8 protein-coding genes are annotated in these 12207 nt (G+C 70.8%); 5 read left to right on the forward strand and 3 right to left on the reverse strand.

Annotation, left to right across the window (positions count from 1 at the left end):
- The first annotated feature begins 13 nt into the window (after nt 1-13).
- The 4 genes from QF037_RS12820 (at nt 14) to QF037_RS12835 (ending at nt 6904) form a co-directional block, all read left to right on the forward strand.
- Nucleotides 14-2386: a glycoside hydrolase family 2 protein gene (locus QF037_RS12820; protein WP_307024717.1), complete on the forward strand. Its 2373-nt coding sequence runs from the start codon at nt 14-16 to the stop codon at nt 2384-2386.
- Nucleotides 2383-3420 carry a LacI family DNA-binding transcriptional regulator gene (locus QF037_RS12825; protein ID WP_307024719.1) on the forward strand — a complete coding sequence of 346 codons (1038 nt, stop codon included), beginning with the start codon at nt 2383-2385 and terminating at the stop codon, nt 3418-3420. The genes QF037_RS12820 and QF037_RS12825 overlap by 4 nt, the downstream gene beginning before the upstream one ends.
- 122 nt (nt 3421-3542) lie before the next feature.
- Nucleotides 3543-4769 (forward strand): thiolase family protein, encoded by a 1227-nt coding sequence (locus QF037_RS12830; RefSeq protein WP_307024721.1) that lies wholly within the window; start codon nt 3543-3545, stop codon nt 4767-4769.
- The gene (locus tag QF037_RS12835; RefSeq protein WP_307024723.1) at nt 4766-6904 is read left to right on the forward strand and encodes a 3-hydroxyacyl-CoA dehydrogenase NAD-binding domain-containing protein; all 2139 of its coding nucleotides are present in this window, start codon (nt 4766-4768) and stop codon (nt 6902-6904) included. The genes QF037_RS12830 and QF037_RS12835 overlap by 4 nt, the downstream gene beginning before the upstream one ends.
- Nucleotides 6905-7067: 163 nt before the next feature.
- Here QF037_RS12835 and QF037_RS12840 read toward each other — a convergent pair whose 3' ends face one another.
- A complete protein-coding gene (locus tag QF037_RS12840; RefSeq protein ID WP_307024725.1) occupies nt 7068-8087 on the reverse strand; it encodes a hypothetical protein in 1020 nt (339 codons plus the stop codon).
- A gap of 106 nt (nt 8088-8193) precedes the next feature.
- Between QF037_RS12840 and QF037_RS12845 the strand changes: the two genes are divergently transcribed.
- The gene (locus tag QF037_RS12845) at nt 8194-8565 is read left to right on the forward strand and encodes an NTP pyrophosphohydrolase (RefSeq protein WP_307024727.1); all 372 of its coding nucleotides are present in this window, start codon (nt 8194-8196) and stop codon (nt 8563-8565) included.
- 6 nt (nt 8566-8571) lie between these two features.
- Here the strand turns inward: QF037_RS12845 and QF037_RS12850 are convergent, their stop codons facing one another.
- Both QF037_RS12850 and dxs read right to left on the reverse strand, forming a co-directional pair.
- Nucleotides 8572-10092: an amino acid permease gene (locus QF037_RS12850; protein ID WP_307024729.1), complete on the reverse strand. Its 1521-nt coding sequence runs from the start codon at nt 10090-10092 to the stop codon at nt 8572-8574.
- 142 nt (nt 10093-10234) lie between these two features.
- Nucleotides 10235-12154: a 1-deoxy-D-xylulose-5-phosphate synthase gene (gene dxs / locus QF037_RS12855; RefSeq protein WP_307024731.1), complete on the reverse strand. Its 1920-nt coding sequence runs from the start codon at nt 12152-12154 to the stop codon at nt 10235-10237.
- Between the last annotated feature and the right edge of the window lie 53 nt (nt 12155-12207).

A 12207-nucleotide genomic window follows, 5' to 3' on the forward strand; every position in this document is an offset into this window, starting at 1 on the left:
TTAGGGAGTGCGCATGCTTCAGGACACACCGCTCGGCGAGGGATGGATCCTGCTGCACGAGGGGAGCGAGCTCCCCGCCGCGGTGCCGGGCTGCGTGCACACCGACCTGCTGGCCGCGGGGGTGATCCCGGACCCCTTTCTCGGGCGGAACGAGACCGAGGTGGCCTGGGTGGGGCGGCGGGAGTGGACGTACGAGACGCAGCTGCGGGCCGGCTCGGGACACTCGGCCCACGAGCAGACCGACCTCGTCTTCGAGGGCCTCGACACCGCCGCCGAAGTCCGTCTGGACGGAAGGCTGTTGGGGCGGACACGGAACATGCACCGCTCGTACCGCTTCGACGTGACCGGCCTCGAAGGGCGGCTGTCGGTGCGGTTCGCCTCCGCCTACGCCGAGGCCGAGGCGGTGCGCGGGAAGCTCGGGGAGCGGCCGGCCGCGTACCAGGAGCCCTTCCAGTACATCCGCAAGATGGCCTGCTCCTTCGGCTGGGACTGGGGGCCGACCCTGGTGACGGCCGGGATCTGGCGGCCGGCGCGGCTCGAGCACTGGTCGACGGCCCGGATCGCACGGGTGCGGCCGCTGGTGACCGTTGACGTCGAACACGGCCTGGGTGTCGTGGAGTTGGCCGTCGAGGTCGAGCGGACCCGGGTCGAGGCGTCGCTCGCCGTCCAGGCGACGGTGGGCGGGGTGCGGGTGCGCGCTTCGCTCGACGGGGCGAGTGGGGTCGTACGGCTCGAAGTGCCCGACGTGCGGCTGTGGTGGCCGCGCGGGTACGGTGAACAGCCCTTGTACGACGTCGAGTTGACCTTGCTGCACGGTGACGACGTGCTGGATGCTTGGCGGCGGCGGGTCGGTTTCCGCACGGTGGAATTGGACCGGTCGGCCGATGAGCACGGCACCGGTTTCACCTTCGTCGTCAACGGTGAGCGGCTCTTCGCGCGGGGCGTCAACTGGATCCCGGACGATGTGTTCCCGTCGCGGATCACGCGGGAGCGGTATCGGGAGCGGCTGGCGCAGGCCGCCGGGGCGGGGGTCGATCTCGTCCGGATCTGGGGCGGCGGGATCTACGAGAGCCAGGACTTCTACGACGCCTGCGACGAGTTGGGGCTGCTGGTCTGGCAGGACTTCCCGTTCGCGTGCGCGGCCTATCCCGAGGAGCAGCCGCTGCGGGGCGAGGTGGAGGCCGAGGCGCGGGAGAACGTCGTACGGCTGATGCCGCATCCCTCGCTGGTGCTGTGGAACGGCAACAACGAGAACCTGTGGGGGTTCAGGGACTGGGGCTGGGAGGAACGCCTCGCCGGGGACTCCTGGGGCGAGGGGTACTACCTGGGCGTACTGCCGCGGGTGGTGGCCGAGTTGGATCCGACGCGGCCGTACACAGCGGGGAGTCCGTGGTCCGGGTCGTGGGAGCGGCATCCGAACGATCCGGCGCACGGGACGCATCACTCGTGGGAGGTGTGGAACCGGGAGGACTACACGGAGTACCGGCGTGAAGTACCCCGGTTCATGGCCGAGTTCGGGTGGCAGGCGCCGCCCGCCTACGCGACGCTGCGGCGGGCGCTGCCGGGTGAGGAGCTGGTGCCGGACTCCCCCGGGATGCTGCACCACCAGAAGGCCGACGACGGGAACGGGAAGTTGCGGCGCGGGCTGGAGCGCCACTTCGTCTTTCCCGAGGGGGACTTCGACCGGTGGCACTACCTCACGCAGGTCAACCAGGCGCGGGCCGTGGCCACCGGGATCGAGCACTGGCGGTCCCGCTGGCCGGTGTGCGCGGGGACGGTCGTGTGGCAGCTCAACGACTGCTGGCCGGTGACGTCGTGGGCGGCGATCGACGGGGACGGGCGGGAGAAGCCGCTCTATCACGAGCTGCGGAGGCTGTACGCGGATCGGTTGCTGACGGTTCAGGGGCGAGCCGTGGCCGCCGTCAATCAGGGCCCTGATGTGTGGGCGGGTGCGGTGCGGCTGCGGCGGATGTCGGTCGAGGGGGCGGTGATCGGCGAGGCGAGTGTGGAGTTCACCGCCGGGGCACGGGCCGTGGCGCGCCTCGACCTGCCGGGGGAGCTGGAGCCGGTCGGCGCGAAGGAGTTCCTGGTCGCGGACGCGGACGGGCTGCGGGCGCTGCACTTTCCGGTGCCGGACCGCGAGATCCCTTACCCGCGGCCGGACTTCGACGTCTCGGTCGCGCCGGGCTCGGTGACCGTGACGGCCCGGAGTCTCGTACGGGATCTGCTCCTCCAGGCCGACCGGCTGGACCCGGAGGCGCGGGCCGACCGGGGGCTGGTGACATTGCTGCCGGGCGAACAGGTGACCATCGGGGTCAGCGGCTGGAAGACTCCCGATCCGGACGCCGCCCGATCCGCCCTGTACTGCCTGGAGCCCAGCCGATGACAGCCCAACCGGCTTCCCGCGTCACCATCAAGGACGTCGCCGCGCGTGCCGGCGTGTCCAAGGGTGCCGTGTCGCTCGCGTTCAACCACAAGCCGGGGTTGTCGGAGACGACCCGGGACCGGATCTTCAAGGCCGCGCGGGAACTGGGCTGGGCGCCGAACCTCACCGCGCGGACGCTGGCCGGGTCGCGGGTGGACGTGGTGGGCCTCGCGATCTGCCGGCCGGCGCGGCTGCTGGGCCTGGAGCCCTTCTACATGGAGTTCATCTCGGGCGTGGAGAGCGTGCTGACCGAGCACTCGTGCTCCCTGCTGCTGCGGCTGGTGCGGAACGTGGAGGAGGAGGTCGGGATCCAGGAGTCGTGGTGGCGGGGGCGGCAGATCGGCGGGGCGATCCTCGTCGACTTCCGGCCCGACGACCCTCGGGTGGAGTCGGCCGAGCGGCTCGGGATGCCGGTGGTCGCGGTCGGGCATCCCTCGCTCACCGGGAGCCTGACGTCCGTGTGGACCGACGACGCCACCGCCGTGACGGAGGCGGTGCGGTATCTGGCGGCGCTGGGGCACCGGCGGATCGCCCGGGTCGGGGGTGCGGCCGCGCTGGGGCACACCGCGGCGCGTACGGCCGCCTTCGACGAGGCGGCGCGGACGCTGGAGCTGGCCGGGGCGTGGCAGGTGACGACCGACTACTCGGGGGAGGCGGGGGCGCGGGCGACGCGGTCCATGCTGGCCGCCGACGCGGCGGACCGGCCCACGGCGATCGTGTACGACAACGACATCATGGCGGTGGCCGGTCTCTCGGTCGCCGCCGAGATGGGGCTCTCCGTGCCCGGCGACGTCTCGCTGCTCGCCTGGGACGACTCCCAGCTGTGCCGGCTGACCCATCCCACGCTGTCCGCGATGAGCCATGACGTGCACGGATTCGGTGCGGAGGCGGCCCGGACCCTGTTCGGAGTGATCATGGGCGAGGGGCCGGGATCACATCCTGTGCCCACCCCGACACTCACCCCGCGCGGCTCGACCGCTCCCCCGCGGGTGTGACCTTCGCCGCTCCCCCCTCCAGGACTGTGCAGCTACGTTACCCATAAGTAGCATGGACCTGAGCGCGCGCTCAGCGCTTGTGCAGTGCAGCAGTGCCATCCCGCATCTGGAGGAGAGCCATCGTGCCTCGTACCGTCAGGGACGTCGTCTTCGTCGACGGCGTCCGCACCCCGTTCGGCAAGGCGGGCCCGAAGGGCATCTACCACGAGACCCGCGCCGACGACCTCGTCGTGAAGGCGATCCGGGAGCTGCTGCGCCGCAACCCGGGTCTGGACCCGAAGAAGATCGACGAGGTCGCCATCGCCGCGACCACGCAGATCGGTGACCAGGGTCTGACCATCGGCCGCACGGCCGGCATCCTCGCCGGTCTGCCGCAGTCGGTGCCCGGCTACTCGATCGACCGGATGTGCGCCGGCGCCCTGACCGCCGTCACCTCGGTCGCCGGTTCGGTCGCCTTCGGTGCGTACGACATCGCCATCGCCGGCGGCGTCGAGCACATGGGCCGCCACCCCATGGGCGAGGGCGTGGACCCGAACCCGCGCTTCGTCTCCGAGAAGCTGGTCGACGAGTCGGCGCTGTTCATGGGCATGACCGCCGAGAACCTGCACGACCGCTACCCGCAGATCACCAAGCAGCGCGCCGACGAATACGCCGTGCGCTCGCAGGAGAAGGCCGCCAAGGCGTACGCCAACGGCAAGATCCAGGCGGACCTGGTCCCGATCTCCGTGCGCCGCACCAACCCGGAGGCCGGTGAGACGGGCTGGGGCCTGGTCACCGCCGACGAGCCGATGCGCCCGGGCACCACGCTGGAGAACCTGTCCGGTCTCAAGACGCCGTTCCGCGTCCACGGCCGCGTCACCGCGGGCAACGCCGCCGGTCTCAACGACGGTGCCACCGCCTCGCTCATCGCCTCCGAGGACTTCGCCCGCGAGAACGACCTCCCGGTGAAGATGCGCCTCGTCTCCTACTCCTTCGTGGGTGTGGAGCCGGAGGTCATGGGCTACGGCCCGATCCCGGCCACGGAGAAGGCGCTCGCGCAGGCGGGGCTGTCGATCTCCGACATCGGCCTGTTCGAGATCAACGAGGCCTTCGCCGTCCAGGTCCTGGCCTTCCTCGACCACTACGGCATCGCGGACGACGACGCGCGCGTCAACCAGTACGGCGGCGCGATCGCCTTCGGTCACCCGCTGGCCTCCTCGGGCGTGCGTCTCATGACGCAGCTGGCCCGTCAGTTCGAGGAGCAGCCGGAGGTCCGTTACGGCCTCACCACCATGTGCGTCGGCTTCGGCATGGGCGCCACGGTGATCTGGGAGAACCCGAACCACAAGGACGCCGGAGGCGACAAGTGAGCACCACCGCTGAGCTTCTGAAGGGTGCGGCCGAGCTGTTCCCCGACGAGGTCGTGACGTCCGCGCACGTACGCCACCTCGACCTGCCGTTCGGCGCCGGGCGCTTCGCGCTCATCACGCTGGACAACGGCTTCGACCACACCAAGCCGACCACCTTCGGCCCGCAGTCGCTGGCGAACCTCGACGCCGCCATCGACCAGGTCGAGGCGGAGGCCGCGGCCGGCGACATCGTCGGCGTCGGCATCACCGGCAAGCCGTTCATCTTCGCGGTCGGCGCCGACCTCAAGGGTGTCGAGCTCCTCAAGGAGCACAAGGACGCGCTCGCCATCGGCAAGGGCGGCCACGAGGTCTTCAAGCGCCTCGCCGGCATCGCGGTCCCGACCTTCGCGTACTACAACGGTGCCGCGATGGGCGGTGGCGTCGAGGTCGGTCTGCACTGCCAGTACCGGACGGTGTCCGCGGCCCTGCCCGCCTTCTCGCTCCCCGAGGTCTTCCTCGGTCTGGTCCCCGGCTGGGGCGGCTGCACCCTGCTGCCGAACCTGATCGGCGCCGACAAGGCCGTCTCGGTGATCATCGAGAACTCCCTCAACCAGAACAAGCAGCTCAAGGGCGCTCAGGTCTACGAACTGGGCATTGCCGACGCGCTGTTCGAGGGCGCGGACTTCCTGGAGCAGTCCCTGCTGTGGACGGCGTCCGTCCTCAAGGGCGAGATCGTCATCGACCGTCCGGTGATCGACCGCGGTGAGGCCTGGGACCAGGCCGTCGCGCGCGGCCGGTTCATCGCCGACTCCAAGGTGCACGGCGCGGCCCCGGCCGCCTACCGCGCCCTGGACATCATCGCCGCCGCCAAGAACGGCGACCTCCAGCAGGGCTACGACGCCGAGGATGTCGCCCTCGCCGACCTGATCATGGGTGGCGAACTGCGCTCCGGCATCTACGCCTTCAACCTGGTGCAGAAGCGCGGCAAGCGTCCCGCCGGTGCGCCGGACAAGTCGCTGGCCCGCCCGGTCACCAAGGTCGGTGTCGTCGGCGCTGGTCTGATGGCCTCCCAGCTCGCCCTGCTCTTCCTGCGCCGCCTGGAGGTGCCGGTCGTCCTGACCGACATCGACCAGGAGCGCGTCGACAAGGGTGTGGGCTACGTCCACGCCGAGATCGAGAAGCTGCTCGGCAAGGGCCGTATCAACCAGGACAAGGCCAACCGCCTCAAGGCCCTGGTCTCCGGTGTGCTGGACAAGGCCGAGGGCTTCTCCGACGCGGACTTCATCATCGAGGCCGTGTTCGAGGAGATCGGCGTCAAGCAGACGGTGTTCGCGGAGGTCGAGGCGGTCGCCCCGGCGCACGCGATCCTCGCCACCAACACCTCCTCGCTGTCGGTCACCGAGATGGCGTCGAAGCTCAAGAACCCCGAGCGGGTCGTGGGCTTCCACTTCTTCAACCCGGTCGCGATCCTCCCGCTGCTGGAGATCGTCCGGGGTGAGCAGACCGACGACGCCTCGCTGGCCACGGCCTTCGGTGTCGCCAAGAAGCTGAAGAAGACCGCGGTGCTGGTGAAGGACGCCCCGGCGTTCGTCGTGAACCGCATCCTCACCCGCTTCATGGGCGAGATCCAGAACGTCATCGACGAGGGCACCCCGGTCGAGGTCGCGGAGAAGGCGGTCGAGCCGCTGGGTCTGCCGATGTCGCCGCTGGTCCTCCTCGAGCTGGTCGGCCCCGCGATCGGTCTGCACGTCTCCGAGACCCTCAACCGGGCCTTCCCGGAGCGGTTCACGGTCTCCCCCAACCTCGCGGCCGTCGTCAAGGCGGGCAAGCGCGGCTTCTACGTCTACTCCGCAGAAAACGGGTTCAAGCCGGAGCTGGACCCCGAGGTCGCCGCGCTCCTCAAGCAGGGCGACTCCGTCCTGACCGAGGAGCAGGTCCGCGACCGCGTCCTGGACGCCGTCGCCCAGGAGATCGGGCTCATGCTCGACGAGGGTGTCGTCGCCGAGGCCCAGGACATCGACCTCTGCCTGATCACGGGTGCGGGCTGGCCCTTCCACCTGGGCGGCATCACGCCGTACCTGGACCGTGAGGGTGTCTCCGAGCGGGTGAACGGGAAGAAGTTCCTGGCGCCGGGCGTGGCCAGCGTCCCCGCGTAAGCGCTCCGCTGTCAACGCCGGTGCCCCGCATGCCGTTTCGGTGTGCGGGGCACCGGCGTTTCGGGAGGCAAAGGCGTTCTTCGCCCCCGCCGCCCCTACCCTTCCCGTCCCTGGGGGCTTTGCCCCCAGACCCCCTAAAAGATTGCGCAGTTCCCCGCGCCCCTTAAAGTCCTCGCCACGCCTCCAATGCAAGGCCCGGCTCGTTCTTCCTTCGGGTCAGCAGGAGTTGGCCGGACGACGGGGACAGGGTCGCCGCCACCACTCTGCCGTTCTCGTCCGTCGTCAGTGACACCCCGGCGTCCACCGGAAGCCCCGGGCCCGACTCCGCCCACCACGCGCCCGCCGACTCCTGCTCGGTCGGGTACGCGGCGAAGGCCACGCGGCCGCTGGAGGAGCGTTGGGCGAGCAAGGTGCAGTCGTGGCCGTCGAGTTCGCAGCGGACGGCGGAGACCGGGCCGGGACCGGCCGAGGCGAGGAGGGCGAGGGGTTTGCCGCCGGGGCGCCAGGCGCACAGGTCGCCGGAGTCGTCGGTGTAGAAGAGCGTGGTGTGCTCCGGGGAGGTCGGCAGGGCGCGGAGGGTGCCCGGGCGGACCGGGGTCTCCAGTGCCTCCGTCAGGGCGGGCTGGGCGCCCGGCTTCTCCTGGCGCCAGTACAGGACGCCGCCGGGGACGGCCGCGTACAGCTCCACGCACCCCGACTCGCCGGTCACCGCCGCCAGGTCCTCCTGTACGTCACTGCCCTTGAGGTCCCGCCACGGGTCCCAGCCGCCCTTCTCCTTCTGGGCGACCATGCTCACCCCGCCGCCTTTGTTGCGGACGAAGACATGGGCGCGGCCCTGGGCGTCGACCGCGACGGCGGGTGTACCGGTGCGGTCGCCCGTCTTGTCGGGGTGGCCGATGGGCGTCCAGTCGAGGGCGGCGAGGCGCGGGCGGAAGTGCGTGGAGTGCACGAGCCCGGCCTCGCCGGGTTTGGTGGGCCGCCAGGAGACGAGATGCGCGTAGCCGTCGCCGCCCTGGCCGATCGCGAGGCCCGGGCGGAGTTTCTGGTCGCCGCCGACCGTGCGCGGAGCCGCTTCCCAGGGGCCGCCGGGCCCTTGCTCGGCCCGGCACAGTACGGACTCGCCGGACGGCAGATAGACACTGAGCCGGCCGTCGCGGCCGCGGAGGAGCCAGTCGCCGTTCACCGCTTCACTCTATGCGTGGCCCCTTGAGCCCTGCCTGGTCACCCCCGGGTGCGGGCCGCCCGCCGCCCGCTTCGACGGGACGCCCGCCGCCTGACACCCTGGCCCCATGAACGCCGAAGCCCCGCTGCTCGTGATCGTCGATGCCGCCAACGTCGTCGGGTCGGTGCCCGACGGCTGGTGGCGGGACCGGCGCGGGGCGGCGGAGCGGTTGCGGGACCGGCTGGCGGCGGACGGGGTGCCGGGGCACGAGGGGCCGGTGGAGCTCCTGCTCGTGGTCGAGGGGGCCGCCCGGGGCGTGGAGTCCGTGCCGGGGGTACGGGTCGACGCGGCGCCCGGCAGCGGGGACGACCGGATGGTCGAGCTGGTCGCCGAGGCGGTCGGGCGCCGCGTCCTGGTCGTCACCGCCGACCGTGAACTGCGGCGACGGGTCACCGAGTTGGGGGCGGAGGTGGCGGGACCGCGCACCGTCCGCCCCTGAACATGGCTACCGCGCCCCGCCGTTCGGCGGCGTGACGCCCTGGGCGGCCGCCGCCTGCTGCCGTCCGAGGCGGCTGTGCGAGCGGCCGTAGGCGAAGTACACGACGAAGCCGAGGACCATCCAGATCGCGAACCGCAGCCAGGTCTCGGCCGGCAGGTTCAGCATCAGCCACAGGGACGCCGCCACCGACAGGATCGGGATGACCGGCACCCACGGGGTGCGGAAGGCCCGGGACAGGTCGGGGCGGGACTTGCGGAGGATGATCACGCCGATCGCGACGACCACGAACGCGAACAGCGTGCCGATGTTGACCAGTTCGGCCAGTTCGCTCAGGGGGGTGAAGCCGGCGACGATCGCGATGATCACACCGAGCAGGATGGTCGGGCGGTGCGGGGTCCGGAACTTCGGGTGGACGTGGGAGAAGAACGTGGGCAGCAGTCCGTCGCGGCTCATCGCGAAGAAGACCCGGGTCTGGCCCAGCAGCAGGATCATGCAGACCGTGGTCAGGCCGACCGCGGCGCCGAAGCTGATGAAGCCCGCGAACCAGGGGTGCCCGGTGGCCTTGAAGGCGTCGGCGAGCGGGGCCGTGATGGACAGGTCGGTGTACTTCTGCATACCGGTCACGACGATCGACACGGCCACGTAGAGGGTGGTGCAGATGAGGAGGGAGCCGAGGATGCCGCGGGGCATGTCGCGCTGCGGGTTCTTGGTCTCCTCGGCGGCCGTGGCGACGACGTCGAAGCCGATGAAGGCGAAGAAGACGACGGAGGCGGCGGTGAAGATGCCCATCACGCCGAAGTTGGAGGGCGCCCAGCCGAACATCAGCTGGATCAGCGGCGACTGGAGACTGTCACCGGCCGGCACCTCCTGCGCCTTCGGGATGAACGGGTCGTAGTGGTCGCCCTTGATGAAGAAGGCTCCGGCGATGATCACGGTCAGTACGACGGTCACCTTGATGGCGACGACGATCGAGGTCACGCGCGCGGAGAGCTTGGTGCCGAGGACGAGGATGCCGGTGAGGACCAGGACCAGCGCGGCGGCGAGGATGTCGAACCCGAAGCCGTCGGCGCCGTCCCGGCCGCTGAGCGCCGCCGGCAGATGCCAGCCCGCGTTGTCCAGCAGCGAGGCGATGTATCCGGACCAGCCGACGGCCACCACGGCCGTGCCGAGCGCGAACTCCAGGACCAGGTCCCAGCCGATGATCCAGGCGGGCAGTTCCCCGAGGGAGGCGTACGAGAAGGTGTACGCGGAGCCGGCCACCGGGACGGTGGAGGCGAACTCGGCGTAGCAGAGCGCGGCGAGCGCGCAGACGACGCCGGCCACGACGAAGGCCAGGGCGACGGCGGGGCCGGCGTTGTTCCTGGCCACCGTGCCGGTGAGGACGAAGATGCCGGTGCCGATGATGACACCGACGCCGAAGACCGTCAGATCGAGCGCCGACAGGGATTTCTTCAGGGCGTGTTCCGGCTCCTCGGTATCGAGGATGGACTGCTCGACTCTCTTCGTCCGGAAGAGTGTGCTGCTCACGGGCGTACCTCCCACGCTGTCTCGTCCTCGACATGATCGAGAGGGGGCGTACTGCGTATGCCCCGGCGCGTGGTGATTCACGCAAATGGGCCGGTTCCACCACCCTTCGCGGTAGTGGAACCGGCCCATCCGGTTGTACGGGTCAGTCGCGCGCGGGCTCCGGTTCGGCCGCCGCGCTGCCGTACTTGCCGTCCAGCCTGGAGACCAGACCGGTGACCTGACGGGCGATGTCCGGGGCGGTCAGACCGATCTCCGCCATGACCTCGGCGCGCGAGGCGTGGTCGAGGAAGCGCGGCGGGATGCCGAAGTCGCGCAGCGGGACATCGACCCCGGCGTCGCGCAGGGCCTGGGCGACGGCCGAACCGACGCCGCCGACACGGGAGTTGTCCTCGACGGTGACGACGACCCGGTGACGCTCGGCGAGCGGGGCCATGGCCTCGTCGACGGGCTTGACCCAGCGCGGGTCGACGACGGTGGTGGTGATGCCCTGCTTGTCGAGGAGGCCCGCGATCTCCAGGCACATCGGCGCCAGGGCGCCCACGGAGACGAGGAGCACGTCGGGCGTGTCCGTCCCCGGCTCGCGGAGCACGTCCATGCCGCCCACCCGGCCCACGGCGGGCACGGCGGGGCCGACGGCGCCCTTCGAGAACCGTACGACGGTCGGCGCGTCGTCGACCTTCACGGCCTCGCGCAGCTGCGCCCGCACCTGGTCGGCGTCGCGGGGCGCGGCGAGCCGCAGTCCCGGGACGACCTGGAGGATCGACATGTCCCACATGCCGTTGTGGGAGGCGCCGTCGGTGCCGGTGACGCCGGCCCGGTCGAGGACGAACGTCACACCGCACTTGTGCAGGGCGACGTCCATCAGGACCTGGTCGAAGGCGCGGTTGAGGAAGGTCGCGTAGACGGCGAAGACGGGGTGCACTCCCCCGGTCGCCAGGCCCGCCGCGGAGACGGCGGCGTGCTGCTCGGCGATACCGACGTCGTAGACCCGCTCGGGGAACTTCCTGGCGAACTTGTCGAGGCCGACCGGCTGGAGCATGGCGGCGGTGATGGCGACGATGTCGTCCCGCTCCTCGCCGAGCCTGACCATCTCCTCGCCGAAGACGGAGGTCCAGTCGGCGCCGGAGGAGGCGATCGGCAGGCCCGTGTCGGGGTGGATCTTGCCGACGGCGTGGAAGCGGTCGGCCTCGTCCTGGAGGGCGGGCTGGTAGCCGCGGCCCTTCTCGGTGAGACAGTGGACGATGACCGGGCCGCCGAAGCGCTTGGCGCGGGCCAGCGCGGACTCCAGGGCCTCGATGTCGTGGCCGTCGATGGGGCCGACGTACTTGAGGCCGAGGTCCTCGAACATGCCCTGGGGGGCGATGAAGTCCTTGAGGCCCTTCTTGGCCCCGTGGAGGGTCTCGTAGAGCGGCCTGCCGACGACGGGGGTGCGCTCCAGGAGGTCCTTGCCGCGGGCCAGGAAGCGCTCGTAGCCGTCGGTGGTGCGCAGGGTCGCCAGGTGGTTGGCGAGGCCGCCGATGGTCGGCGCGTAGGACCGCTCGTTGTCGTTGACGACGATGACCAGGGGCCGGTCCCTGGCGTCGGCGATGTTGTTCAGCGCCTCCCAGGCCATGCCGCCGGTGAGGGCGCCGTCTCCGATCACGGCGACCACGTGGTCGCCGCGTTTCTGGATCTGGTTGGCCTTCGCGAGTCCGTCGGCCCAGCCGAGGACGGTCGAGGCGTGGCTGTTCTCGATGACGTCGTGCTCGGACTCGGCCTGCGAGGGGTAGCCGGACAGGCCGCCCTTCATCTTCAGCTTCGAGAAGTCCTGGCGGCCGGTGAGCAGTTTGTGGACGTAGGACTGGTGTCCGGTGTCCCAGAGCACCTTGTCCTTCGGCGAGTCGAAGACACGGTGCAGGGCGATGGTGAGCTCGACCACGCCGAGGTTCGGGCCGAGGTGGCCGCCGGTCTTGGAGACGGCGTCGACGAGGAAGGTCCGGATCTCCTCTGCCAGCTGGTCCAGCTGCTCCAGGCTGAGCCGGTCCAGATCGCGCGGTCCCCTGATGCGGGTCAGCAGCGGCACCCGTGCCTCCTTGCAGTAGAGCTGTTGCCGGGCTTGTCGAGTCTAATGTTCCG

Source organism: Streptomyces canus (genome assembly GCF_030815415.1).
Taxonomy (GTDB): Bacteria; Actinomycetota; Actinomycetes; order Streptomycetales; family Streptomycetaceae; genus Streptomyces; species Streptomyces canus_F.

Bases quoted from the DNA above. Each gene is read 5' to 3' on its own strand.
- QF037_RS12820 (WP_307024717.1), top strand. From the start codon at position 14: ATGCTTCAGGACACACCGCTCGGCGAGGGATGGATCCTGCTGCACGAG.
- QF037_RS12825 (WP_307024719.1), top strand. From the start codon at position 2,383: ATGACAGCCCAACCGGCTTCCCGCGTCACCATCAAGGACGTCGCCGCG.
- QF037_RS12845 (WP_307024727.1), top strand. From the start codon at position 8,194: ATGAACGCCGAAGCCCCGCTGCTCGTGATCGTCGATGCCGCCAACGTC.